Source organism: Aeromonas sp. BIGb0405, from assembly GCF_024807335.1.
GTDB lineage: Bacteria > Pseudomonadota > Gammaproteobacteria > Enterobacterales > Aeromonadaceae > Aeromonas > Aeromonas rivuli.
The window spans coordinates 70,653-94,447 of the sequence record NZ_JANUEP010000001.1 but is presented as its reverse complement, the minus strand read 5'-3'; the positions used below and the strand labels follow the sequence as shown (position 1 = coordinate 94,447).

General features: G+C 61.5%; 23 protein-coding genes. 6 read left to right on the top strand and 17 right to left on the bottom strand.

The window, feature by feature from the left end; all coding sequences use genetic code 11:
• Window positions 1-28: 28 nt before the first annotated feature.
• The gene (locus M2366_RS00490; protein ID WP_042042840.1) at window positions 29-541 is read right to left on the bottom strand and encodes a GNAT family N-acetyltransferase; all 513 of its coding nucleotides are present in this window, start codon (window positions 539-541) and stop codon (window positions 29-31) included.
• A gap of 129 nt (window positions 542-670) precedes the next feature.
• Window positions 671-955, bottom strand: coding sequence for a pyrimidine/purine nucleoside phosphorylase (locus M2366_RS00485; protein ID WP_042042839.1), 285 nt, complete (start codon window positions 953-955; stop codon window positions 671-673).
• A gap of 269 nt (window positions 956-1,224) precedes the next feature.
• On the opposite strand from M2366_RS00485, the gene M2366_RS00480 reads away from it, so the two are divergent.
• Window positions 1,225-2,463 carry a dicarboxylate/amino acid:cation symporter gene (locus M2366_RS00480; RefSeq protein ID WP_042042838.1) on the top strand — a complete coding sequence of 413 codons (1,239 nt, stop codon included), beginning with the start codon at window positions 1,225-1,227 and terminating at the stop codon, window positions 2,461-2,463.
• A gap of 175 nt (window positions 2,464-2,638) precedes the next feature.
• Here M2366_RS00480 and M2366_RS00475 read toward each other — a convergent pair whose 3' ends face one another.
• The gene (locus M2366_RS00475; RefSeq protein ID WP_042042927.1) at window positions 2,639-3,058 is read right to left on the bottom strand and encodes a MerR family DNA-binding transcriptional regulator; all 420 of its coding nucleotides are present in this window, start codon (window positions 3,056-3,058) and stop codon (window positions 2,639-2,641) included.
• Window positions 3,059-3,256: 198 nt separating this feature from the next.
• On the opposite strand from M2366_RS00475, the gene M2366_RS00470 reads away from it, so the two are divergent.
• On the top strand, window positions 3,257-4,420 hold the full coding sequence (locus tag M2366_RS00470) for an acetyl-CoA C-acyltransferase (protein WP_259268693.1): 1,164 nt from the start codon (window positions 3,257-3,259) through the stop codon (window positions 4,418-4,420).
• On the opposite strand, the gene M2366_RS00465 is transcribed toward M2366_RS00470, so the two are convergent.
• The 11 genes from M2366_RS00465 to M2366_RS00415 form a co-directional block, all read right to left on the bottom strand.
• Entirely contained in the window at window positions 4,417-5,637 is a 1,221-nt protein-coding gene (locus M2366_RS00465) for an EAL and HDOD domain-containing protein (RefSeq protein WP_224432774.1), read from the bottom strand. The genes M2366_RS00470 and M2366_RS00465 overlap by 4 nt on opposite strands.
• A 278-nt stretch (window positions 5,638-5,915) precedes the next feature.
• Window positions 5,916-7,190, bottom strand: a complete 1,275-nt coding sequence (locus M2366_RS00460) for an outer membrane protein transport protein (protein ID WP_259268692.1) — start codon at window positions 7,188-7,190, stop codon at window positions 5,916-5,918.
• A 230-nt stretch (window positions 7,191-7,420) separates the two neighbouring features.
• Complete coding sequence (locus M2366_RS00455; RefSeq protein WP_259236633.1) at window positions 7,421-8,710, bottom strand: outer membrane protein transport protein; 1,290 nt, start codon at window positions 8,708-8,710, stop codon at window positions 7,421-7,423.
• Window positions 8,711-9,103: 393 nt separating this feature from the next.
• Window positions 9,104-9,859 (bottom strand): DUF3379 domain-containing protein, encoded by a 756-nt coding sequence (locus M2366_RS00450; RefSeq protein WP_259268691.1) that lies wholly within the window; start codon window positions 9,857-9,859, stop codon window positions 9,104-9,106.
• A complete protein-coding gene (locus M2366_RS00445; RefSeq protein ID WP_259268690.1) occupies window positions 9,852-10,433 on the bottom strand; it encodes a sigma-70 family RNA polymerase sigma factor in 582 nt (193 codons plus the stop codon). The genes M2366_RS00450 and M2366_RS00445 overlap by 8 nt, the downstream gene beginning before the upstream one ends.
• Window positions 10,433-12,049: a BatD family protein gene (locus M2366_RS00440; protein ID WP_259268689.1), complete on the bottom strand. Its 1,617-nt coding sequence runs from the start codon at window positions 12,047-12,049 to the stop codon at window positions 10,433-10,435. The genes M2366_RS00445 and M2366_RS00440 overlap by 1 nt, the downstream gene beginning before the upstream one ends.
• A 5-nt stretch (window positions 12,050-12,054) precedes the next feature.
• Window positions 12,055-13,485: a tetratricopeptide repeat protein gene (locus M2366_RS00435; protein ID WP_259268688.1), complete on the bottom strand. Its 1,431-nt coding sequence runs from the start codon at window positions 13,483-13,485 to the stop codon at window positions 12,055-12,057.
• 52 nt (window positions 13,486-13,537) lie between these two features.
• Complete coding sequence (locus M2366_RS00430; RefSeq protein ID WP_259268687.1) at window positions 13,538-14,476, bottom strand: VWA domain-containing protein; 939 nt, start codon at window positions 14,474-14,476, stop codon at window positions 13,538-13,540.
• A complete protein-coding gene (locus M2366_RS00425; protein ID WP_259268686.1) occupies window positions 14,473-14,985 on the bottom strand; it encodes a DUF4381 domain-containing protein in 513 nt (170 codons plus the stop codon). The genes M2366_RS00430 and M2366_RS00425 overlap by 4 nt, the downstream gene beginning before the upstream one ends.
• On the bottom strand, window positions 14,982-15,893 hold the full coding sequence (locus tag M2366_RS00420) for a DUF58 domain-containing protein (RefSeq protein ID WP_259268685.1): 912 nt from the start codon (window positions 15,891-15,893) through the stop codon (window positions 14,982-14,984). Before M2366_RS00420 ends, M2366_RS00425 begins: the two co-directional genes overlap by 4 nt.
• Window positions 15,884-16,834 carry a MoxR family ATPase gene (locus M2366_RS00415; RefSeq protein ID WP_259268684.1) on the bottom strand — a complete coding sequence of 317 codons (951 nt, stop codon included), beginning with the start codon at window positions 16,832-16,834 and terminating at the stop codon, window positions 15,884-15,886. Before M2366_RS00415 ends, M2366_RS00420 begins: the two co-directional genes overlap by 10 nt.
• Before the next feature lie 183 nt (window positions 16,835-17,017).
• Between M2366_RS00415 and fadI the strand changes: the two genes are divergently transcribed.
• The 4 genes from fadI to M2366_RS00395 all read left to right on the top strand — a co-directional run bounded on the left by fadI (window position 17,018) and on the right by M2366_RS00395 (window position 21,760).
• A complete protein-coding gene (gene fadI / locus M2366_RS00410; RefSeq protein WP_042042826.1) occupies window positions 17,018-18,328 on the top strand; it encodes an acetyl-CoA C-acyltransferase FadI in 1,311 nt (436 codons plus the stop codon).
• On the top strand, window positions 18,328-20,475 hold the full coding sequence (fadJ, locus tag M2366_RS00405; protein ID WP_259268683.1) for a fatty acid oxidation complex subunit alpha FadJ: 2,148 nt from the start codon (window positions 18,328-18,330) through the stop codon (window positions 20,473-20,475). The genes fadI and fadJ overlap by 1 nt, the downstream gene beginning before the upstream one ends.
• Window positions 20,476-20,848: 373 nt before the next feature.
• Window positions 20,849-20,989 carry a TIGR02808 family protein gene (locus tag M2366_RS00400; protein WP_084218221.1) on the top strand — a complete coding sequence of 47 codons (141 nt, stop codon included), beginning with the start codon at window positions 20,849-20,851 and terminating at the stop codon, window positions 20,987-20,989.
• Between the two features lie 210 nt (window positions 20,990-21,199).
• Complete coding sequence (locus tag M2366_RS00395) at window positions 21,200-21,760, top strand: YaeQ family protein (protein ID WP_042042825.1); 561 nt, start codon at window positions 21,200-21,202, stop codon at window positions 21,758-21,760.
• A gap of 134 nt (window positions 21,761-21,894) precedes the next feature.
• Here the strand turns inward: M2366_RS00395 and minE are convergent, their stop codons facing one another.
• Genes minE through minC form a run of 3 tightly spaced genes read right to left on the bottom strand, consistent with a single transcriptional unit; the run spans window position 21,895 to window position 23,732 of the window.
• The gene (gene minE / locus M2366_RS00390; RefSeq protein ID WP_005895976.1) at window positions 21,895-22,161 is read right to left on the bottom strand and encodes a cell division topological specificity factor MinE; all 267 of its coding nucleotides are present in this window, start codon (window positions 22,159-22,161) and stop codon (window positions 21,895-21,897) included.
• Window positions 22,162-22,163: 2 nt separating this feature from the next.
• Window positions 22,164-22,976 carry a septum site-determining protein MinD gene (gene minD, locus M2366_RS00385; RefSeq protein ID WP_005895973.1) on the bottom strand — a complete coding sequence of 271 codons (813 nt, stop codon included), beginning with the start codon at window positions 22,974-22,976 and terminating at the stop codon, window positions 22,164-22,166.
• Between the two features lie 18 nt (window positions 22,977-22,994).
• Window positions 22,995-23,732 (bottom strand): septum site-determining protein MinC, encoded by a 738-nt coding sequence (gene minC, locus M2366_RS00380; protein ID WP_259268682.1) that lies wholly within the window; start codon window positions 23,730-23,732, stop codon window positions 22,995-22,997.
• Window positions 23,733-23,795 lie beyond the last annotated feature (63 nt).

Below are 23,795 nucleotides of genomic sequence, written 5' to 3'. Positions count from 1 at the left end.
TTTTTGCTTATCCGGCTTTATGGTCGCATCAGGCCAGGGTGGGTTGGCAGGCCTGGTCCAGCAGCCGCTCCATATAGAGAGCACCATCACCGTATTCAGCCAGGGACTTGCGAGACTGAGCCGGGGCAAAGCCCTGGCGCAGCCAGAAAGCGGGGGCATCCTGCACCGCCACCAGTCCGAGCCTGGCGTAACCCGAGTGGCTGGCATGGTGCAACGCCTGATCCAGCAAGGCCTGGCCCAGCCCCAGACCGCGCGCTCTGGTCGAGACGGCGAGATCGTGCAGGTAGAACTCTTCATCGCCAGTCAGTGCCGCCATGGGGACCGAGAGAGGGGGCGGCTGATGTGCGTGCCAGGGGTGGCAGAGCAGATAGCCGAGCACGGCCCCCTTTATTTCGCCAACCCAGCAACATTGGGGGGCGAGTTCGGCCTTGTTGCGCATGACGCTGAGAGGCTCCGGAGCCAGTTGGCGGTAACACTCGGCCTGGATGGCCATGATCTGGGGCCAATCTTCGGGTGTGATGGGGCGGATCTGGATGCTCATGACGGTCGATTGAATCCTGATAACGGCCTCACAGCTTAACCAAGGGAGGGGACAAAGAGAAGGCCCCCTCTGGCTGTGATGTCGTCATGAAAAAAGGGGCCTCAGCCCCTTAATCTTCAATATATTGATTTAACTTAAAAATTCACACAGATAAGCGCTCGGTGTGCTCACCTTGAGGGAGAAGGAGGAGTGGCCTGGTACCTCGAAAGCTTCCCCCTGGCCATAGGTCTGCCAGTCGCTGGCACCGGCCAACTGTATGGTCAGACTCCCCTTGATCACCGTCATGCGCTCGGGGGCGGCGGTATTGAACAGGTAATCGCCGGCTGCCATGACACCAACTGTGGATTGCTCACCGTTTTGCTCGAAGCCGATGGATTTTACATTTCCGTCAAAATACTCGTTTACTTTCAGCATCTTTCTATCCCTGTATATGCGGTTACCGAGTCAAGCTAGCACAGATAATAGTCTGTGGGCATAGTAAAATCGTGATTTTTTAACTTGTTCCTTTTGAATCTTAACTTTGTTGCAAACTTATCAATAAATCTTCGTCATAAATTAGCGATTTAAAACAGCAGATAAATATGAGATAAAACCGCCCGGCAGGGGAATGAGCAGCAGTTCATTCCCCTGTTTGGTGAATTGCACTGGGAAAGTGTGACATTTATTCGTTTAAGGAACATTTTGTGTTAACTAAAGGACTCATTAAGAACATTGGCTTCCAGGTTGTGGTTGCCATGCTGCTGGGCACGCTGGTCGGATTGCTCATGGGCGAGCAAGCCTCCGTCTTTGCCCCCCTTGGCAGCCTCTTTATCCAGCTCATCAAGATGCTGGTGATCCCTCTGGTGGCCGTGGCCATCATCTCGGGGGCCGCCAATCTGGGCGCCAGCCCGGCGGCGGGCAAGATCGGGGGCACGACCCTGGTATTCTTCCTCGGTACCTCTGCCCTGGCCGTTTTCCTGGCGCTGATGATGGGACAAGTGTTCCAACCGGGGACCGGGGTCGATCTCAGCTCGATGAAATCACTCTTCTCCGGCGACTATGCCGACAAGGGTGAGCTACCGGATGCGGTTGCCACCTTGCTTGGCATGATACCGACCAACGTCTTCCAGTCCCTCAACGAGGCGAACATTCTGCAGATCCTGGTATTCTGCATGTTCCTCGGCATTGCGCTGGCCAAGCAGCCGCAGGCGCGGGTCAAGCCGCTGATCGATGGCCTCAATACCCTGGTCGATGCCTTCGTATGGATGATCAACAAGGTGATGCTGATAGCACCACTGGGGGTATTCGGTCTGATGGCCGATGCCATCGGCACCTATGGCTTTGACGTCCTCTCACTGGTATTCAACCTGTTTGTGGTGTACGTGGCCGCCATCCTGGTGTTTGGTTTCATCATCTACCCGCTGCTGATCGCCGTCTTCTCCAACACCCCTGTGCTCAAGTACCTGTCGGCCATGAAGAAGGCCCAGGTGGTTGCCTTCTCTACCGCGTCCTCCATGGCGACGCTGCCAGTCACCATGGAAGTGTGCGAGAAAGAGCTCAAGGTGAGCAACAGCACGGCCGCCTTCGTGCTGCCCCTGGGCGCGACCATCAACATGAGCGGCAACGCCATCTATTACGGTCTGGTCGCCATCTTCTTCGCTCAGGTGTTCAACATCGATCTCTCTCTGGGAGCCTGGGTTGCCATCATACTGACCTCCACCCTGGGGGCCATTGGTCAGGCAGGGGTGCCGGGTCCGAGCTTCCTGGTGGTGGCCGTGCTGCTGGCCGCGGGCATCCCCATCGAGGGTCTGCCGCTGTTGTTTGCGCTGGATCGTCTGTTTGACATGATCCGTACCGCCCTCAACATCACCGGCGATGCGGCTTGCGCCATCATAGTGGACAGATTCAGTCCGGATTATGATGCTGCCCGCTGGCAGAAATAGGATCAGGGCGATTGACCTGACGGATCCCCTGTTTGGGAGCCATTGACAAAAAGAGGGGCCATTGTGGCCCCTCTTTTTTATCTCTGCTGTCCTGAGGCTGGCGATACCGTCCGAGCCAATGGCGCGCGGGGTGGTGCCAGCTGTGACGCGCCCTGAGCCACGACTCTTTGCCTTCTTATCCGTTGGCCCCTTCACGCTCTTCGCAGCCAAGCTGCTGCAAGGCGTGCTGGCAGCGTTGCTTGGCGGCGTCCAGTTCCAGCAGCACCATCTTGATGTCCTCCAGCTGCTGGCCCAGGGTCTGGCGCTTCTCCTCGATCAGGGAGAGCATGCTGCGCAGTTGGGTGCGGCTGCTCTTGTCGGCGTCATAGAGATCGAACAGCTCGCGAATGTCGGCAAGGCTGAAACCCAGGCGTTTGCCACGCAGGGTCAGCTTGAGGCGCACCTTGTCCTGACGGCTGTAAATGCGGGTCTGACCCTGACGGGTCGGAGTCAACAGGCCCTGATCCTCATAAAAGCGGATGCTGCGGGTGGTGACATCAAACTCTTTGGCCAGCTCGCTGATGCTGTAGCTGCGGGCCTCATCCTTGGGGGGCATCCTGGTATCGTCCTGGCTGTCAATCTTGGTTGGCACCTTACCCAAAGCGCTGCTTGCTCGCAAGTGCTTGTCCTCCAAGGGACATCCCCTTATGTTACCGATATGTAATGAGCAGAGTCAGCGAGATGGAGTGTGTGTCTTTCAAGAGGCCGCGCTTCAACGTCAAGTTGGTGAAAAGTCATCGGGAGAGTCATTGAGATGGATATCGTCATAGTTGCCGCCAAACGCACCCCCATGGGGGCCTTCCAGGGAGTCCTTTCCACCTTGAGTGCCGCCGAGCTCGGTGCCTGCGCCCTGGCGGCCACCCTGAAGGCGGCGGGTGTCAACCCAAGTAAGATAGACGAGGTGTTGATGGGCAATGTGCTGGCGGCGGGCATGGGGCAGGCTCCGGCACGTCAGGCAGCCCTTGGTGCGGGTCTGCCGGTGAGTGTGCCTTGCACCACGGTCAACAAGGTGTGTGGCTCGGGCATGAAGGCGGTGATGCTGGCTGCCGACAGCCTGCGCCTGGGGCAGGGGGAGATGATATTGGCGGGGGGGATGGAGAGCATGAGCCGTGCCCCTTACCTGCTCGACAAGGCGCGCAGCGGTTTTCGCATGGGCCATCAACAAGTGCAGGACAGCCTCTTCCTCGACGGTTTGCAGGATGCCTACGACGGCCAGTTGATGGGGGTCCATGCCCAGGCGAGTGCAGATCGGGCCGCCATGAGCCGCGCCGATATGGATGCCTTTGCCATGGGCTCCCTGGAACGGGCCTTGCGCGCCCAGCGGGAGGGAGACTTTGCCGCCGAGCTGGCCGAGGTCTATCAGGCAGGCAAACTGCTGCTGGCCGAGGATGAGCAACCCGGCAAGGCGCGTCCGGACAAGATCCCCAGCCTTCGGCCTGCGTTCAAGCCAGATGGCACCATCACGGCGGCCAACAGCAGCTCCATCTCGGATGGGGCCGCGGCGCTGCTGCTGATGCGTGAAGAGACGGCACTGGCCCAAGGCTTGGTGCCGCTGGCGCGGATCCGGGGTTATTTGAGTCATGCGGGTCTACCTGCCGAGTTCGTTTCGGCGCCGGTGAGCGCCATCAATCGTCTGCTGGCTCAGCTTGGCTGGCGCAGTGATGAAGTGGATCTCTATGAGGTGAACGAGGCCTTTGCCATGGTGAGCATGCTGGCGATGCAAGGATGCGGCATCGGGGCCGAGCGACTCAACGTCAATGGCGGCGCCTGCGCCCTGGGTCACCCCCTGGGGGCGAGTGGCGCCCGGGTGCTGGTGACCTTGATCCATGCCTTGCGAGCACGGGGACTGAAGCGGGGCATGGCATCCCTGTGCATTGGCGGCGGCGAAGCCACCGCCCTGGCACTGGAGCTTGTCTAGTCTCTGTTCATGGCGCTCAGCTGCTCGTTCACCCAGGCGGTGGCGCTCAGATAGAGCTGGCTGACCTTCTCTTCATTGAGGCCCAGGCGTGCGGTGCGCATCTGCACCCTGGGCCAGTTTGCATTCTCATAATCTTCACAAAACGCCAGATAGAAGCCGAGCTGGCCCTCGCGGGTCAGCAGGGCCTGGCGGATCTCGTCCGTGATGGGCACGCTGCCGAGCAGGGTTCCCATGGATTGCTCCATCAACACATCCAGCAAGGAGAAGAGCCCCGCCATAAAGGCTTGCTGACTCTGGGGGGCCGGGGCATGGGCCAGGGCCAGCAGCTCGCAGAAGCGGGCCCGGATGAGCGACATCTGATAGAGCTCGGCACTCTTGCCCTGACCGGCACTGCTGGCCGCTATCAGGGTCACGAAGCGCTTGAGCTGGGCATGACCCAGATAGATGGCCGCCTGGCGGAAGGAGGCGATGGGCTTGCTGCGCCCCTTGAGGTTGTTGACGTAACGCAGCAGCTTGAGGGAGAGGGAGACATCCTGGCCAAGCAGTTGCTCTATCTTGTCGAGATTGGGCTCGGGTTGATTGACCTCGTTGAGCAGCTGGATCACCACCATCTGGGTCGGCTGCATGGTGGCGCGCTTGACCATTTCGGGGCGACTGAAGAAGAAACCCTGAAACAGACTGATGCCCAGGGCCTGGGTCTGTTCGAACTCCTGCTTGCTCTCTACCTTCTCGGCCAGGTAGGTGAGGGCCAGGTGCTGATGGCGGCGGATAAAGTCGTCTATCTGGGACAGGCTGCTCAGACGCAGGTCAAACTTGATGATCTGGATCCAGGGCAGGAAACGCTCCCAATCCGAGGACATGCTGAAATCGTCAAGGGCCAGCCGGTAGCCGAGCTGGTTGAGCTGTTTGACCTTGGCCAGCAGGGCATCATCGGGCATCGCATCTTCGAGGATCTCGATCACCACCTGTTCGGGGGGCAGACACTCCGCCAGTCCATCCAGCAAGGAGTCATGGGAGAAATTGATAAAACAGGGCCGCCCGCCGAGCAGCTGGTCAATGTTTTGCTGCAAAAATTGCTCGACCACCAGGCGCGAGGTGGCTTGCTGGGAGGAGATGAGCGGGAAGACGTTGTCCAGGCTATCGCGAAACAGCAGCTCATAGGCATGGGTCCGCAGTTTGCTGTCGAGGATCGGCTGCCTGGCCACGTAGGAATACATGGAACTCTCCGTGATGAATGTTGGCTTGATAGTATGGCGAAGCGGCGGACTATGCCAGCTTGCCGGGGACAAGCAAGGGTAATAACGCCTGGGGCTCGCGGCGACAGGTCAGTATCTGGCGATTGCCCGGCAAGGGCGTGCTCGGCTCGATCTCTTGAGGGGTGAGGGGGCGGCGTCAATCCAGCGTGGTGGCGTGATGTTAGTCCTGTCGCCCCAGGAGAAAGAGGCTCCCTTCCGGGAGCCATGGGTCATGATCATTCACTCGTCGGCCGTGGCGATCAGAACAGATAGTTGAGCTGCAGGCCGGCCAGCCAGGCGTCCCCTTCGGAGCTGCCCTCGAAGGTGGAGGTGGTGGCGGCTATGCCCGGTTTGAGCTCCATGGACTCACTGACTGCCGCCTGCTTGCCATCGATAAAGGTCAGTCCCAGATCCAGGCTCAGCGCCGGGCTGAAGCGATAACCTGTGCCCAGGCTATACCAGACACGATCCGAGTCCGGGATTGAGATGGTGCGACGTTCGGCGGGCACCGGGCTCTTGTCATAGGCGAGACCGGATCTCAGCTGCCAGTCCGGGGTCAGCTGATAGGTCAGGCCCAGGGCATAGCGCCAGCTATCCTGCCACTGCTCATCCTTGATGTGCATGGTACCGTGATGATCCAGCTCGGCCTCGAGCTGGGTAAAGCGGCTCCAGTTGGTCCAGTTGATGCTTGAATGGACGGCCAGCGCCGGGGTGAGCTGATGGAACAGCGCCAGCTCGGCACTGGCTGGCAAGGCGAGATCCAGCTTGCCCTTGTCCTCGAAGGGCCGCCCCTGTTCATCGATGCCCATGGCATCGCCCTCGAGGGTGAGGGTCACATCATGGCGATAGGAGAGGCCGACCCGGGTCTGTGGCGAATACTCATAGAGTGCGCCCAGGTTCCAGCCCAGGGCCCAACCATCCCCCTTGAGGTGCTTGGCGATCATCTCATTGGCGGGGAAAGTGCCCCCCACTTCGCCTTCGCCCTGAATGGCATTGAGGCCAGCGCCAAGGGACCAATGCTGATTGAGGCGATAAGCCAGGGCCAGCCCCAGATCCACAGTGCGAATGTCGGAGACATTGCCGAAGTGTCCGGCGTTGTAGGGTGCGGGCATCTCGACCCCCAAGCCGAAGTAGGCGTTGGCAGACAGACCCAGTCGCCACTCTTCATTGAGGGGAATGATGAGCGACAGATTGGGCACCCAGGCGGCATCGGCGATGTCATGGGCGCTGGCATCCAGGGTGACCGGGCCGTGGGCGGTCGGTACCCGGGTATCTCCTTCTATGTTCACATCGGGACGGACATAGACGACGCCGCCCGAGAAGGCCATCTGCTCGAAGCGGGTCATGGCCGCGGCATTGCGCGACAGCACGCTGGCATTGTCTGCAATAGCGGCCTCACCGGCGAAGGCGCGCCCCATGCCGGTGGCAGATTGCTCGGCGAGCTGGAAACCGGCGGCTTGCACCAGGGTGGGGCAAAGCAGCAGGGCGAGCAGACTGGGAGTGGATGGACGAACTACAGTGCTTCTTACGCTCATATCAGCATTTTTTATTGTATATAAAATGGAGGCGGGATTTTATATGGTACGACCACTATTGCAATCCGGCGTATGGTGCCGCGCTAAAAAGAGGAGGAAATCCTGAGAACGAACGGATAACAGGCTGATAAAAAAGGAAAAGCGTACAGCTGTTTGCTACAGATGTACGCCGAACTGGCAGAGTGGCAAAAAAAAGAGCGCCCCAGGGCGCTCTTTTCGATGCTCGGTTATCAGAACATCATGTTGAACTGGGCAGAGGCCAGGAAGGCGTTGCCGTGGGAGGTGCCCTGCCAGCGCAGGGGGCTGTCATGGCCGGTCAGACCTTCGTTGACATCGACGGACTTGCCATCGATATAGGCCATGCCGAAGTCGATGCTCATGTCAGTATCGATGTGGTAGGTAGCGCCGGCGCTGTACCAGATACGATCCGAGTCAGGAATACTCAGGCTGCGGTATTCGGCCTCGATGGGGGTGTTGTCGTAGGCGAAACCGATGCGCGCTTCCCAAGCCGGGTTGACATACCAGGTGCCGCCGAGTGCATAACGTACCGAGTCCTTGAACTTCTCTGGCTTGTAGAGGCAGACCCCGGCACCGTCGGTGCTGACACAGCTGTCGCTGGTGGCGTTCAGCTCTTCGAAGGAGCTCCAGTCGGTCCAGTTGACCGAGTAGTGCACGGCAAATTGCTGGTTCAGACGGTGGTAACCGGCAAATTCAGCCTGCGCAGGCATGTCCAGCCCCAGTTTTCCATCAACGGTCTGGAAACCGGAGGAGGTGCCTTCGTAATCACCTTCGAAGGTGATGTCGACCTGGGAGCGATAGGTCAGAGCGAAGCGGTTGTTCTCGTTGTACTCATACATGGTGCCGACGTTCCAGCCCCAACCCCAGTCATCACCCTTCATGTGGGCGAGTTTGGTACTGGGACTGACAGGAGCGCCGCCGAGCTGTTGACTGACGACGGGGGCCAGGGCACCGGCACGGCGGTTCAATTCAGCTTCGGCATAGACCAGATTCAAACCGGCACCAACGCTCCAGTTGGAGTCGATGCGGTAGGCGATGTTGGGGTTGATGTTGATGGTCATCAACTCGGTGTTACCCGCCACTGCGCCACCGGTGAAGTCATCCGAGTACTCGGTAGAGAGGCCGTAGTTGGAGAACATCGCCAGACCCCAGGCCCACTGTTCATTGATGGGCTGGATGAAATAGGCGGCCGGAACGAACGCATCCGGGGCGATATTGCTCTCGCTGGAATCGATGGCACCGGCAATTTTGCCGTCGACATCCACATCCGGGTGGATATAGGTGCCAGCGACAGAGACCGCCATCTTGTCAAAGCGGGTCATCGCAGCCGGGTTGCGGGCCAGTACGGCGGCGTTGTCGGCAATGGCGGCTTCACCGGCAAAAGCACGACCCAGGCCGGAGGCTGAGTGTTCATTGAGCTGGAAGGCAGCTGCAAAGGTTTGGGTGCTGGCCAGTGTGAGGGCGGCGGCAATCAGGCTTTTCTTGAAAAAGGCAGTAGTCATGGAGTTCTCTCTATTTTTTGGCAGATTTTTTGCCATGCAATCCCGGCGCAATCGCCGCAAAAGCTGACAAGATCTGTTGTTATGTTCGCATCTTCCCAATAGTTGCTGGTGTGATTCTATGGATCTGGTAGGAGGTAAGAAATCAGACCAGTGAGAGCAGAATACATAAAAGTATCTATTGTGTTAACGATTTGTTTGTTGTTGGCGCCAAAATGAGCAAATAAAGGCCTTATTGTTGTTTTAAACGGCGATTAAGCGTGGAGGTGCCAGATAAATATTTTGGCATCTTGGTGGTCAATGGTGCCGAACAGGGGAGGAACAAGAGGGGAAAATGGAAAAAAAACACGCAGAGTACATCGTACTCTGCGTGTGTTAATGGTGGTAACCCAGCCTCTAAATGGACCAGTGCAGGCGGGACTCAATCTGCCGGGATATGGGTTCCAGCGACTCGCCCATCTCGCCAATCAATACCAGGTTGGCGCCCTTGAGTTTGATGATTTCGCCCTTGAGCTGGCCATCATCGAAGTTGTGCTCGAGCTGCAGTGGCACATGCTTGGGCACCAGGAAGAGGGTGACAGGTCCCATCTTGCCTTGTAGCACCATGTGCAGGGCAGGGCCCTGATAGAAGGCGCAGTGGTTGACATAGGTGATCCTTGCCATGCCCTGCATGTTCATCAGGGTCGCCCCATATTTTTCCATCTTGGCGTTGATGGTTTGCAGCGACACCTGCTCATCGACCCCCTGGATAAAGGGTTCCTCACCATAAACGTGGGCCAGGGCCACCTGGGCCAGGGATGCCTCGCTCGTCTGAGGGAGGGGCCAAGGCAACCAGCGGGTACTGACCCCGACCAGGAAGGCAACGGAGGCGGCGATGGCCAGCGGTTTCCAGCCCGACGCCTTGCGCCGTGGCAGTGTCACAACGGGCGCGTCGGGGATGGGGTCGGCCAGCATGGCTTGCCTGAGCAGCAGGCGTTCTGCCAAACCGGCGGGGACCTCCACCTCCATCGCCTTGCCGAGTTGACGGTCGAACTGTTTCATCTCCTCGAGCCATTTGCGATTGGCGGGAGAAGCATTGGCCATGTCGGCAAACTCTTCCCGGGTGTCGTGAGGATCGACGACAGCCTGACGACGAAACTCAAGCTCATCCATTGCTGTGCCCTCTTGATTGTGCGGATGACTCCATGACCTCTCGGATCTGATTGCGTGCTCGAAACAGTCGGGTCATGACGGTGTTCTTGTTCAGGCCCAGCTGTTGGGCAATCTCTTCGCCGCTAAAACCGCCGACCACTTGCAGCAACAAGGGCTCCTGATACTCCTCAGGCAAGCGGGCAATGTGGCGGCGGAGCCATTCGTGTTCCATTTCCTGTTCGCTGTGCAGTGCCCCGCTATCGCTTTGGGGGAACTCATCCAGATCGATGAGATCGAACTGTTTGCGCTCAAAGCGGCGTGCATTCTCCCGCCTCAAGATGGTGATGAGCCACGCCTTGGCGGCCTTGTCATCGACCAGGCTGTCGATTGCCCGCCAGGCGCGCAGATAGGTCTCCTGCACCAGATCTTCCGCGACATGAGGGTCCCGACACAGCCAATAGGCATAGCGGTAGATATCCCCATGCAGGGCATTGACCAGGGCTTCGTATTTTGTCTGTTTATCCGCCATACCCTCATTGACCGGGGATGGCGTCGGTTCCTTTCCCACTTTCTTGCGAAATAGCGATATCGCCATCAGTGCGCCTCCTTGTGGTGATGTGTGTCGTTCAGCCAGGCGACTCGCCTGAGTAAAGTGGCGACCCCTGGCGTCTCATAGGCACAAAGGCCAAGGGCGAGCGCTGCGCCATCAAAGTGAGTGAGTGTACCAAAACAGGCAGCCTCCAGGGTATAGAGCCGTGCTGCCAGCGCAGGATCCAGCGGCATATCCCGCAACCAGGTAATAGCAGGGTGCCTGGGAGGGGGCCAGCGCAGCTTCGCCCAATGCAACAGAGCATGGCGACTCGCGTCAGAGTCTGCTTGGCAAAAGGCGAGCTGCAGGGCATAAAACGCGCGCCATCGAGTCTGACGGCGCAGACTGCCAGTCAGCAGCAAGGCGAGCAGCGTCCAGCCGAGCAGAGAGAAGGGGCCAAGGCGGGTGGGCCTGGGTGGCTGAGTATCCGGCCGGTCGGCAGGAGATGGCGTAAAACTCAAGGGGGTGGCCGCCAACGTCAGCCGCTCCTCCCGCCCGGTCTGGGTGTTGAACCAGGGCAGCTGGATCTCGGGCAGCAGGTAGACGCCGGGCGTCTGGGCGCGCAGCGCCTGGCGCCACTCCTGTTCAAAGAGCAAACGACCGTTGGCAAGAAAGCGTTCATGGCGATCTCCCCCATCCCCCAGTACCTTGAGCCCCGCCACCTGCGGTGCGGGGATCGCCACGCGGTTGCCATCTCCATCTTCGAGGCGCAAACGCAGGGTACGGATGATGGGCTCGCCAAGGGCGACGCTCTGCGCCGGCGTAAATTGCTGGCTGAGGGTGAGGCGCCTGGCCACCAGCGGCAGGGGGGCCTTGTCTACTTGTATGATGGCGGGGGCAGCGCGACCGGAGACGGGCTCTGCATGGTCATCAAGCTGGTAACTCGCTTGAAGCCTGGGCGCCATCAGGGTGAACTGGCCCGGGCTCCTGGCCTGCAATAGCCAGCGGCGGGTCAGCACGCCGCTCTCGCCGGGCCGGGCAGCGGGGTGCCACTCATCATCCCCCAGACGTCGAATGGTGAGATCCGGGTGCTCGGGTTCGTTGAGGCTGGGATCCACTATCTGATCCGGTAACCAGAGCCTGAGCTCATAGATGAAGGGCTGCCCAGGGTAGAGGGGGCCCCGATGATCAATGCTGGCACGCAGCACTACCCTGGGCTCAGGGTCAGCCGCACTGGTCTGGTTGAGGGACTTGCCCGGGAAGGCAAGGGGGGCAAGATGCCAGGGGCCCAGCTTGAGCGCGGGCAGGCTATCGGCGCTCCCGTGCAAGGGGATCAGCCAGCGGGTCTGCGGCCCGGACTCGCTCATGCTCTCTTGCCGGGAGATCCGGCCCACGGCGAGCTGGTGCAGCAAGGGTTGGATATTCAGGGCATCGAGGGGCCAGTGTCCAGGCGCATCTATCAGCAACAACCAATCCTCGGCGCCCTCCTGAGGCAGCAGTTCGACCCTGGGCGCGGCAGAGGGGGCGAGCTTCTCTCCCTGTGTGCCTGGCACCGTCGATGAGGCCGCGGGCGGCGCCGACTGCACGTCCGCCCCGGTTGCCCCTTGCACCGATGCCAGAACGAAGAGAAGAGAGAGCAGGGCACGACAGAGTCTGCTCTTGGACGCTATTAGCCTGCGCAACGGGTTCACCACTGTGACACCGGCAACGTCTGCAGGCCTCGGCGCAGGGCCTCTTTGCGCAGCCGCTCCTTGAGCAGGATCACGGGGGGGGCCGGTTCGGCGGGGGCGTCCGGCTGGCTCTTTGACTCGTCGGGGGCCCTGTTCGGACTGGCTTGGGGCGGTGGGACACTGCGCTCGAGCAGCGCCAGGTTGTAGCGGGCATCGTGATGGTCCGAGTCGAGGGAGAGGCAGGCCTGGTAGGCGAGTTTGGCCTCTTCCAAGCGACCCAGTTGCACCAGGGCATTGCCACGATTGTAGTGGGCGGTTGGGCTCTGTTGTGCGCCATAGGCCGCCAGGGCCTGCTCGAAATCACCAAGGCGATACCAGGCATTGCCACGCCAGATGGGGTCGCGCAGCGCCATGGCCGCTGTGCGGTAATCCCCCGCCTGATATGCGGCCTGTGCCTCGGCCTGATCAGGTTGAGGGTCGGCCGCCTGCACGGGTGGCTGGAGCGGCAAACAGAGCAGCAGCGCCAGCCAGAGGGCGCCGCGTCTGGCCAGCAGCGCGAGCAGCAACAGGGGCAACAGCAGCCAGGGCCCCAGATCCTGCCGATGTGCAGGATCTGGGGCCAGGCTGGTGGGCAGGGGAGAGAACTGAGGCGGGCGACTGCCCAGGGGGTGCAGCTGACCGCCGAGGCGACTGGCTAGATCAGCCATCAGCGTGCTGTCAGGGGCGGGCAGGCTGCCCTTGCCCAATGCTTGAGCCAGCTCGAGGGAGAGTGTGACGGGCTGCGCCGTCGCCGCGAGCAGTATGTCGAGCCGGGGGGCGCCCGCCTGACGCAGGCACTGCCAGCGACTCTGGCAGGGCCAGTGGTCGGCAATCCGCCGGGCCTGGGCCTGGGTCAGGGCATCGGTGACCAGCAGCAGGCGGGCGCTCTGACCAGGGGGGATCTGCGCCAACCCCAGGGCCAGGGCTCGCTCTGGATTGGCCCCTTGCAGCGGCATGATACTGGGGCGCAAGTCCGGCAACAGGCGAGCGATGGCCTCGTGATCCCGGGTGGCCGGCATGGCGAGATAGGCATCGGCGGCAAACAGGATCAGGGCGATACGCTGCCCCTGGCGCTGGGCCAGCATATCTTGCAGCAGCAGGCGCACCCGAGTGGCGCGATCCGGTGCCAGATCCTGGGCCTCCATGGAGCGCGACAGGCTCAGCAGCCAGATGTCCAGAGGGGGGGCGGCCTGGGCGGCCCGGCCCCGCTCCAGCGCCGGGCCGCCCAGGGCCAGGATGGCGGGCAGCATCGCCCACCAGCGCCAGGGCACGGCAGGTTTGGAGTCTGGCAACAGATAGCGCCGCATCAGGGGGCTGAGCTGCGGAGAGTGACGGCGCAGGCGCCAGCCAAGCCAGAGCCAGGGTATCAAGGCCAGCAACCACCAAGGGCGCAGCAGGACTAGTTCCATGAACGAGGGCCCCCACTCGAAGGGGCTGACCTGCGGAGCACCGTCTTGTCCTTCATCTTGACCTCCCCTTCACGCCTGACCACAACATCGGCAGCAGAAGCAGCAGCGTGAACAGGGCCAGTGGCCATGGATAGAGCTCGGTCAGCGGGCGATAGCTGTGACTTGCCCTGGCAGCGGGTTCCAGCTGTTCGAGGCTCAGATCCATGGCGATGAGGTCGTCCTGAGTGCGCGCGCGGAAGTAGCGGCCCTGCCCCAGGGTGGCCAACTCGGTGAGCAGGGGCTCGTCAAGCTCTGTACTGGGATCGGGCTGGGCCGGGGCCAGCGCCTGACTGTCGGGATCCGCCCCCACCCCCAGGGTATAGATCTTGAGTCCGGCAGCGACGGCCTGGCGCGCCTGGGCCAGGGGATCGGCACTGCCCGCGGTGTTGCGGCCATCGGTGATCAACAACAGCGTCGCATCGCGATCAGGCTCCTTGTGCGCGTTGGCGAGGGCGATGGCCTCGCCGAGCGCCGTGGTGCGCCCGACCAGATCAAAATCCAGCTCGTTGGCCAGAGTCAGCAGCGCTTGGGTCTCCTCTGTCAGGGGGCTGAGCAGGTAGGCGTGGTCGGCAAAGACGATGAGGGCGATCCTGTCACCCTGCCTGGTCAGGATGAGTTGCTTTATCAGCTTGCGCACCGCGCTCAGCCTGTCTTGCTGCTGACTGCCATCAAACATGTCCGGGGTGCGCATGCTGTCGGAGAGATCCACGGCCAGCAGCAGATCCCGACTGCCCTGATACTGGACGATGGGCTCACCCATCAGCTGAGGTCGGCACAGGGCCAATACCAGCGCCCCCCACAGCAGGGCGCCATACCAGCGTGGCAAGCCACCCTGGGGCCCTTGCAGCGCAAAGCCGTCATGGTGCAACCGGGGGCGATGCAAGGGGGGCAGGGAGCGAACCAGCAGGGGCAGCGCCAGGGCGAGGGCAAACCAGGGCCAGGCCAGGATCATGGGGTTCCCCTCGGGTGCACGAGTCGGCCGAGCAGCAGCTGGCGACCCAGACGCAGATAGTCGGCATGGAGCGCCTGACACTGGGCGTGACTCGGCTGGCGGTGGCCATAGAGCCACTCATCCCAATGGTGCTGCCAGCGTTGAAAATCGGTCGGTCCCTGGCTGTCGAGCCAGGCGAGCCACTCTGCCCCTTGCAAGCTGCGACTTGCTGGCCAGCGGCGCAGCCCCTCCTGGCGCAACCTGTCGTGCAACTGGCCGAGCCAGAGACGCCGATCGCTGGCTGGCGGCGCTGCGAGGGCCTGGCGCCACTCCCAGTACCGCCAGAGCCTGCGTCCAAGCCAGGCGAGGGCGGCGATCAGCAACAGGGTCAGGGTCAGCAGGAGCAGGGCGCCGAGGCGCGGGTCCAGCCAGCCTGCCTCTAGGGGAGGGCCTGGATGAATGTCCCTGATCTGCTGGGCTATCTGTTGCGTGATCGATGCTGTGAAGGGGGGCGCGGCATCCATGGTCATAGGGATGGCCACTGGGCTTGCAGGCTCAGGCCGCTGTCGAGCAGGGTCAGCCGCTGTACCAGGGGCAGCAGCCGGGCCTGACTCAGGGCCAGCTGTTGCTGCGCCTGGTGCCGATAGCGGCGCACGAACTGAGGATTGCTGCCATCGAGCCAGCCTGGGCCGAGGGGGCTCATCACCGGCAGCCGTTCAGTGCCACCCAGCTCGGCTTCCAGAGGATCGCGGATCTGCCAGTAATGGATATCGTGGCGCCGGGCGATGAGTCGGAGTTGCAGTTCTTGCCCAGGGGGCGGGGGAAGGTGGTCACTGATGATGGTCAGACGCGCCCCATGGGGCAGACGGGGGCGTAGCCGCTCCAGCGCCTGCGCCAGGGTGATTGGCAAGGGGCGGCGCCCAAGCCCTGCCTGATAGTGCAGGCAGATGGCTGGCAACAGCGGCAGAGGGGAGCCCTTGCAGGCGAGGGTCTGGGGAGTTGCGCCGTGGATATGCAATGTCTGGGGATGAGGTTCCCCTCGCCAGAGTAGAGCTGCGGCCAGCTCGCAGGCCAGCTGGGCCTTGAGCCGCTCTCTCGAACCGAAATAGAGGGCAGGGGAGAGGTTGAGCAACAACCAATGGTGTTGTTCCTGCTCCTCTTCATAGAGGCGGGTGACGGGGCGACCTAGCCTGGCGGTGACCCGCCAGTCGATGTGGCGCACCTCATCCCCGGCCTGGTAGGGACGCAGCTCACGAAAGTTCAGGCCGGGCTGACGACGCTGGGCGCCGCGTTGGGCAGGGCCCTTTCGCCTCATGGGCTGCGGTGTCTGGGCCAGCAACCGGGTGGCGAGCAGGCTTGCGAGGGGCAGTTGCAACTCGGGCGGCCAGCTGCCGAGGGGCGGATCTGCCAGGGGGGAGGCGCCGTGGCTCAGGGACATGGCACCCAATCCAGCAGGCGGCGGACTATCTCTTCGGCATCGATTCCTTCGGCCTGAGCCTGGTAGCTTGGCAACAGGCGATGGCGCAGCACCGCCGGGGCCAACTGCTGGATATCTTCTGGCACCACATAGTCCCGCCCGGCCAGCCAGGCACGGGCGCGGGCGGCGCGGGCCAGGCCCAGGCTGGCCCTGGGGCTGGCGCCAAAATCAATCAGATTGCCCAGCTCGGGGGCTATGCCACTGCCGGGGCGGGTCGCGCACACCAGCTGCACCAGATAGTTGGCGAGCCTGGGCTGCATCATGACATCCAGCACGGCATCGCGCGCACGTTGCAAGGTATCGGGGCCGATGAGGCAGGGGGAGGGGGGCAAGGTCTCGCCCCGCTCATTGAGCTGCAGTATGGCGAGCTCCAGCGCCGGGCTGGGGTAATCGACATTGAGCTTGAGCAAGAAGCGATCGAGCTGGGCCTCGGGCAGGGGGTAGGTCCCCTCCTGCTCGATGGGGTTCTGGGTCGCCGCCACCATGAACAGGCCCGGCAGGCGCCAGCTCTTCTTGCCGACGGTGATCTGGCGCTCGGCCATGGCTTCGAGCAGGGCGGATTGCACCTTGGCCGGCGCCCGGTTGATCTCGTCCGCCAACACCAGATGATTGAACAGGGGGCCAGGTTGGAACTGGAAACTGGCATCCTGAGGGTGAAACACCTCGCTGCCGGTGAGATCGGCTGGCAGCAGATCCGGGGTGAACTGAATGCGGGCGAAACGTCCCTCGATGGCGGTCGCCAGTACCTTGACCGCCCGGGTCTTGGCCAGACCCGGCGCCCCCTCTATCAACACATGGCCTTCACATAACAGGGCGATAAGCAGGCCGTCGATGAGTTCGCCCTGCCCCAGGATCTGGCTGGCAATATGGTCGCGTACTTGTCGAAATTCGGCCAGAGCCATGAGATAAACCTATTGTTTTAATAGAAGTTGATCTTTTTATACTCCAGATACCCTCAGGGTGCGAGAACCGAGTCCCTCCCGGTGCAGATTTAGTTTCAATCAGCCGTATGAAACTTGTGAGCGGATTGTTAAGATGTGGCGCAATGAGGTCTGACCTCTACCTGATTAACCCAAGGAGCCAGGATGAAACAGCCTTTACAACTGACCACTCGCCAGGGCGAACGGATTGCCGTCGTGGCGGGTCTGCGTACTCCCTTCGCCAAGCAGGCCACCGCCTTTCATGGGGTGCCGGCGGTGGATCTGGGCAAGCTGGTGGTGAGCGAGCTGCTCGCCCGCACCAATCTAGACCCCGCCCTCATCGATCAACTGGTGTTCGGCCAGGTGGTACAGATGCCCGAAGCGCCCAACATAGCCCGCGAGATAGTGCTGGGCACCGGCATGAGCGTCAGCACTGACGCCTATAGCGTGTCGCGCGCCTGCGCCACCAGCTTCCAGGCGGTGGCCAATGTCACCGAATCCATCATGGCCGGCACGGTCGACATCGCCATCGCCGGCGGCGCCGACTCCTCTTCTGTGTTGCCCATCGGGGTCAGCAAGCGGCTGGCTCGCGCCCTGGTCGATCTCAACAAGGCGCGCACCTTCGCGCAAAAATTTGCCATCCTGCGCCGACTCGGGCCAAAAGACTTGCTGCCGGTGCCCCCGGCGGTGGCCGAATACTCGACCGGCCTCTCCATGGGGCAGACCGCCGAGCAGATGGCCAAGAGTCATGGCATCAGCCGTGAGGCGCAAGACGCCCTGGCGCACCGCTCCCACAGCCTGGCCGCCCAGGCCTGGGCCGAGGGCAAGCTGGCCCAGGAGGTGTTTGCCGCCCATGTGGCGCCTTACAAGGCGGCCCTTGAGCGCGACAACAACATTCGCGAAAGCTCTGACCTGGCAAGCTACGCCAAGCTCAAGCCGGTGTTTGACCGGGTGCATGGCTCCGTCACCGCCGCCAATGCCACCCCGCTCACCGATGGCGCCGCCGCTGTGCTGCTGATGCGTGAAGGACGTGCCAAGGAGCTTGGCCTGGAACCCCTTGGCTTTATTCGCAGTTTCGCCTTCTCCGCCATCGATGTCTGGCAGGACATGTTGATGGGGCCCTCCTACGCGACCCCCATCGCCCTGGACAGGGCGGGCATCACCCTCAGCGATCTCACTCTGATCGACATGCATGAGGCATTTGCCGCCCAGACCCTGGCCAACGTCAAGATGTTTGCCAGCCGGGATTTTGCCCGGGACAAGCTGGGCCGTGACAGCGCCATTGGCGAGATCGACATGGACAAGTTCAACGTGCTGGGGGGCTCATTGGCCTATGGCCACCCCTTCGCCGCGACCGGCGCACGCATGATCACCCAGACGCTCCATGAGCTGCGCCGCCGCGGCGGTGGATTGGGACTCAACACCGCCTGCGCGGCGGGTGGACTGGGTGTGGCCATGGTGTTGGAGGTGGAATGATGAGCGAGCAAACTTTTTCCCTGAATATTCGTAAAGACGGCATCGGCATCCTCACCATGGACGTGCCGGGGGAGAGCATGAACACCCTCAAGGCCGCCTTCGTCGAGGAGATCCGCGCCGTGCTGGAGGGCGTGCGAGCCAACAAGGATCTGATCGGTCTGGTGATCGCCTCCGGCAAGAAGGACTCCTTCATCGCCGGGGCAGACATCAGCATGCTGGATGCCTGTACCAGCGCCGCAGATGCCCAGACACTGTCCCGAGAAGGGCAGATCATCTTCGCCGAGATCGAGAATCTCGACATCCCGGTGATCGCCGCCATCCATGGCCCCTGCCTGGGGGGCGGGCTGGAGCTGGCACTGGCCTGTCACGGCCGGGTCGCGAGCGATCATGGCAAGACGGTGCTCGGGGTGCCCGAGGTGCAACTCGGCCTGCTGCCGGGATCCGGCGGTACCCAGCGTCTGCCGCGCCTCATCGGCGTGGCCAAGGCGCTCGACCTGATGCTGACTGGCAAGCAAGTCAGGGCCAAGCAGGCGGGCAAGATGGGGCTGGTGGATGAGGTGGTTCCGCTCTCCATATTGATGGAGGCGGCCATTGCCTTGGCGCGCAAGGGCAAGCCGCGCCATGTGCTGCAGCGAGACGTGCAAGGCAAACTGCTCGAGACCAACAAGCTGGGCCGCAATGTGCTGTTCAGCCAGGCGCGCAAAGGGGTCAGGGCCAAGACCCGTGGCAACTACCCGGCCCCGGAACGCATCCTGGAAGTGGTGCGCATCGGCATGGAGGAGGGGATCCAGGCTGGCCTGGCTGCCGAGTCGCGCTGCTTCGGTGAACTGGTGATGACCCCGGAATCCGCCGCCCTGCGCTCGCTCTTCTTCGCCACGACTCAGATGAAGAAGGAGGTGAGCTATCAGGGAGCCGCGCCACGCAAGATAGGCCATGCCGCCGTGTTGGGCGGTGGGCTGATGGGGGGCGGCATTGCCTATGTCACCGCCACCAAGGCCGGGGTGCCGGTGCGGATCAAGGATGTGGCGCAGGCGGGGATCAGCAACGCCATGCGCTACAGCTATGACCTGCTTAACAAGAAGCTCAAGCGCCGCCATATATTGCGCAGCGAACTGGAGAAGCAGATGAGCCTGCTGTCCGGCTCCCTGGATTTCTCCGGCTTCTCGCGGGTGGACATGGTGGTGGAGGCCGTGTTCGAGGACTTGGCCCTCAAACACCAGATGGTGCAGGAGGTGGAACGCGAGTGTGGTGAGCAGACCATCTTCGCCTCCAACACCTCCTCCCTGCCCATCCACCAGATTGCCGAAGGGGCTGCGCGGCCGGGCCAGATAGTGGGCCTGCACTACTTCAGCCCGGTGGACAAGATGCCGCTCGCCGAGATCATCCCCCATGCAGGCACCAGCGCCGAGACGGTGGCCACCACCATCGCCTTTGCCCGGGCCCAGGGCAAGACTCCCATCGTGGTCAAGGATGAGGCGGGCTTTTATGTGAACCGGATCCTGGCCCCCTACATGAACGAGGCGGCGCGCCTGGTACTGGAAGGGGAACCGGTCGAGGTGCTTGACGGCGCCCTGCTCGACTTCGGTTTCCCGGTCGGCCCCATCAATCTGCTCGACGAGGTGGGCATCGATGTGGGGGCCAAGATCTCCCCCATCCTCGAACGGGAACTGGGGGGCGAGCGCTTCCAGGCGCCAGCGGCCTTTGACAAGCTGCTCAAGGATGACCGCAAGGGTCGCAAGAATGGCAAGGGTTTCTACCGCTATGGCAAACCGGACTTGCTGAGTCGACTCACGGGCAAAGGGAGCAAGAAGCAGGTCGATGAGAGCGTCTACGAGCTGCTCGGGGTCAAACCTCAGGCCAAGCTTGCCAAGACTGAACTGGTGGAGCGCTGCGTGCTGCTGATGCTCAACGAGGCAGCCATGGCCCTGGATAGCGGCGTGATAGCCTCGGCGCGGGATGGTGACATTGGCGCCATCTTCGGCATCGGCTTCCCTCCCTTCCTCGGTGGCCCCTTCCGCTACATGGATAGCCTGGGGATTGCCGAGCTGGTGGCTCGCCTCGAACACTACCAACAGCGCCATGGGGAGCGTTTCGCACCCTGCAGCCGACTCAAGGCGATGGCGGCCGAGGGGCAGCGTTTCTATTGAGAAACCCCAGATCAACGGGAGCTATCCACCGGCTCAGGGGTCAGTGACCCCATGATGAACAAAGAGGCGACCCAGGGTCGCCTCTTTTTATGGGCGTCTTGACCAGGCGTTGCCGGTTTGATGCCGTTCCGGAGGGGATCAAGGGGAGGGGAGTCGATCACCTGGCCGCTGATCCGGGGGTGGAGCGGCAGATCCCTGCACTTTTTGCCCCCAAAGATTGATCTAGCGCAATCTTACCCCCTATATATTCCTTTGGTGGCATAGGCGGAGGCGGCGTATTAGGCTCAAATAGGAACGAAAGTAGTCAGAGTGCGGCCAGCGCCGCCATGGACATTCGCGCCAGAGATGGGCGTCACAGGACAAAGGACACATCATGAGCTTTCTTGAACAAACCATCTGGACAATATTGGGCTATGGCGTCATGCCCTTCATCTTCCTGAGTGGCTTCGTGGCGGTGGCTGTGACCTGTTGCGTGCTGCTCAACGCATTCGGGGTGCAGTCCGCCGAGAAGTGAAGCGCATGGCTACCATGCCTCCCCACGCCATAGCGCGTTAACAATGCCAGTCTTCTGACTGGCATTGTTGTCTCTGGGGCCGGATACAGGGCTCGAGATGCGCGATGGAGGCTGGGGCGATGAGCATGGAGGTCGAACCCGGGAGAAAATTTGATTACACTGGCGGCCAGTGTAATAGCGTCTCGTATTTTGCATCCCATAAGGTCCCTCATGGCTCTCAAGGCAACCGTATTCAAGGCCCAGCTCTCCCTCTCTGACATGGACAGGGGGCTCTATCAGGATTTCTCCCTCACCCTGGCTCGCCACCCCTCCGAAACCGACGAGCGCATGATGATCCGTCTCGCGGCCTTTGCCTGGCATGCGGCCGAGCGGCTCGAATTCACCAAGGGGCTGTCGGCGGACGATGAGCCCGAACTGTGGCGCAAGAGTTACTCCGATGAGATTGAACTCTGGATTGAGCTTGGCCAGCCCGATGAGCGCCGTCTCAAGAAGGCCTGTAACCGCTCGCGCCAAGTGGTGCTCTATCTCTACGGCGGCCGGGGTACCAGCGTCTGGTGGAAGCAGAATCAGGGCAAACTCAGTCAGCATGACAACCTCAGCATCATAGAGCTCAGCGACAGTCAGACCCTGCCCCTTGCGGCCATGATAGAGCGCACCATGCAGCTCACCTGCACCATCTCAGATGGTCAGCTGTGGGTGAGCAATGGCAAGGCGGAGGTGACGCTGGATCCTCTGATGCTGCAGGGCAAGCAGGCACACGAGCTGGTCTGAGCCCCCTGCATGTGCAGGACACTCCTCAGGGGTATCGCCGAGTGGCAAAGGGTGATTAAGCGATAAAAAAGAACCGGATCCTGGGTCGGGATCCGGTCTCATTGAGGGAAGGGGTCACGCATAGGGCGCCTGGCTTATCCCTTCTTGTCATCGGCGAAGGTGATATTGAGCTCGAGTACCGACAGCTCATCACTCTTCTTATCCAGCTGTACCGTGATCTTCTCAGGGTCTATCTGCACGTACTTGCGGATCACGTCGAGGATATCTTGCTTGAGCTGGGGCAGGTAATCCGGCCCCCCTCTGGAAGAGCGCTCGTGGGCAACGATGATCTGCAGGCGCTCCTTGGCCGTTTGGGCCGTCGCCTGCTTCTTGGTCGAACGAAAATAATCAAAAATAGACATGCTTAACTCCCGAACAGACGGCTAAAGAAGCCCTTCTTTTCTTCTTGCAGGAAACGGAATTCGGTGGCGTCTCCCATCAGACGGGAAACGGCATCTTCATAGGCCTTGCCCGCATCGGACTCTTTGTCCAGGATGACGGGCTCTCCCGAGTTGGAGGCGCGCAGCACCGCCTGGGATTCCGGGATGACCCCGAGCAGCGGGATGGCAAGGATCTCCTGCACATCTTGCACACTCAGCATGTCACCACGGCTGACCCGGGTCGGGCAGTAGCGGGTGAGCAGCAGATGCTCCTTGATGGGATCTTCACCGCGCTCGGCCCGGCGAGACTTGGAGGCCAGGATCCCGAGGATCCGGTCCGAGTCGCGTACCGAGGAGACTTCCGGGTTGGTGGTGACGATGGCCTCGTCGGCAAAATAGAGCGCCATCAGAGCCCCTGACTCTATCCCGGCGGGGGAGTCGCAGACGATGTACTCAAAACCCATCTCGCCCAGCTGATCCAGTATCTTTTCCACGCCTTCCTTGGTGAGGGCATCTTTGTCTCTGGTCTGGGAGGCGGGCAGGATAAAGAGATTCTCGCTGCGCTTGTCTTTGATCAGGGCCTGATTGAGGTTCGCCTCGCCATTGATGACGTTGACGAAGTCATAGACCACACGGCGCTCACAACCCATGATGAGGTCGAGATTACGCAGGCCGATATCGAAATCGATGACCACCGTTTTGTGGCCACGCTGGGCCAGCCCTGTACTCAATGCCGCGCTGGTGGTGGTCTTGCCAACGCCACCCTTGCCGGACGTAACGACTATGATTCGCGCCATTCTCGCTTCCTTGTAACTCTATTTGATTCGGTCTATTCGGAGTTGTTCTTGATCCAGCCGGATATGCACCGGCTGCTCAGTCTGGCCTGCTGGCAACGCATCGCTGAGCTGGAAGGTGCCCGCGATGGAGATGAGCTCGGCCTGTAATTGTTGGCAATAGATACGGGCATCGGTATTACCGCGCGCCCCGGCTATTGCCCGGCCCCGCAGGGCCCCGTAGATATGAATGCTGTCATCGGCCAGGACTTCGGCGCCTGGACTCACTGAACCGAGCACCACCAGCGAGGTTCCCGCCGCATAGATCTGCTGGCCGGACCGAACCGGGCCCACATGAACCTTGCTGGCAAGCAGGGGGGCGGGCACAGTGCTGGGCAGTGGCAGATCGACGACGGGCAGGTCGTTGGCGGTGGGTCTGGTCACAACCTCAGGCAGGGGATCCCCCTTGCGGCTGCGGCCCGAGGCCATGACGGCCAGGCCTGCGGCCTTGGCGGCTATCTTCATGGCCTCGCTCTTGGCCCCTGTAATGCCAACCAGTACAAAGTCTTCCGACTCGACCAGCGCCTTGAGTTCGTCAAAATCCGGTTGTTGCTCGAGTTTTTCCACATTGAGCACCAGGGGCGCGCAATTGAAAAACTGGGGCGCCAATGCCACCTTGGTGGCCAATAACTGGCGTATCTTGTCCGGCGCGGCATCGTTGATATGCAACACAGAAATAGTGAAGGTAGTCCCTTTCAATTCGTTATCGCGCTCAACCATGACTTTCCCCGAGACAGAGACGGTAATCCGTTATTGTTATTGATGGCCTGATGTTATAGTTTG

Coding starts and splice junctions, on each gene's coding strand:
- M2366_RS00465 (WP_224432774.1), bottom strand. CDS start 5,637: ATGTATTCCTACGTGGCCAGGCAGCCGATCCTCGACAGCAAACTGCGG.
- M2366_RS00475 (WP_042042927.1), bottom strand. CDS start 3,058: ATGCCCCCCAAGGATGAGGCCCGCAGCTACAGCATCAGCGAGCTGGCC.
- M2366_RS00485 (WP_042042839.1), bottom strand. CDS start 955: ATGCTGAAAGTAAACGAGTATTTTGACGGAAATGTAAAATCCATCGGC.
- M2366_RS00460 (WP_259268692.1), bottom strand. CDS start 7,190: ATGAGCGTAAGAAGCACTGTAGTTCGTCCATCCACTCCCAGTCTGCTC.
- fadI (WP_042042826.1), top strand. CDS start 17,018: ATGAAACAGCCTTTACAACTGACCACTCGCCAGGGCGAACGGATTGCC.
- minD (WP_005895973.1), bottom strand. CDS start 22,976: ATGGCGCGAATCATAGTCGTTACGTCCGGCAAGGGTGGCGTTGGCAAG.
- M2366_RS00400 (WP_084218221.1), top strand. CDS start 20,849: ATGAGCTTTCTTGAACAAACCATCTGGACAATATTGGGCTATGGCGTC.
- M2366_RS00425 (WP_259268686.1), bottom strand. CDS start 14,985: ATGACCATGGATGCCGCGCCCCCCTTCACAGCATCGATCACGCAACAG.
- M2366_RS00435 (WP_259268688.1), bottom strand. CDS start 13,485: ATGGAACTAGTCCTGCTGCGCCCTTGGTGGTTGCTGGCCTTGATACCC.
- M2366_RS00450 (WP_259268691.1), bottom strand. CDS start 9,859: ATGGATGAGCTTGAGTTTCGTCGTCAGGCTGTCGTCGATCCTCACGAC.
- fadJ (WP_259268683.1), top strand. CDS start 18,328: ATGAGCGAGCAAACTTTTTCCCTGAATATTCGTAAAGACGGCATCGGC.
- M2366_RS00415 (WP_259268684.1), bottom strand. CDS start 16,834: ATGGCTCTGGCCGAATTTCGACAAGTACGCGACCATATTGCCAGCCAG.
- M2366_RS00430 (WP_259268687.1), bottom strand. CDS start 14,476: ATGATCCTGGCCTGGCCCTGGTTTGCCCTCGCCCTGGCGCTGCCCCTG.
- M2366_RS00490 (WP_042042840.1), bottom strand. CDS start 541: ATGAGCATCCAGATCCGCCCCATCACACCCGAAGATTGGCCCCAGATC.
- M2366_RS00470 (WP_259268693.1), top strand. CDS start 3,257: ATGGATATCGTCATAGTTGCCGCCAAACGCACCCCCATGGGGGCCTTC.
- minE (WP_005895976.1), bottom strand. CDS start 22,161: ATGTCTATTTTTGATTATTTTCGTTCGACCAAGAAGCAGGCGACGGCC.
- M2366_RS00445 (WP_259268690.1), bottom strand. CDS start 10,433: ATGGCGATATCGCTATTTCGCAAGAAAGTGGGAAAGGAACCGACGCCA.
- M2366_RS00395 (WP_042042825.1), top strand. CDS start 21,200: ATGGCTCTCAAGGCAACCGTATTCAAGGCCCAGCTCTCCCTCTCTGAC.
- M2366_RS00455 (WP_259236633.1), bottom strand. CDS start 8,710: ATGACTACTGCCTTTTTCAAGAAAAGCCTGATTGCCGCCGCCCTCACA.
- minC (WP_259268682.1), bottom strand. CDS start 23,732: ATGGTTGAGCGCGATAACGAATTGAAAGGGACTACCTTCACTATTTCT.
- M2366_RS00420 (WP_259268685.1), bottom strand. CDS start 15,893: ATGTCCCTGAGCCACGGCGCCTCCCCCCTGGCAGATCCGCCCCTCGGC.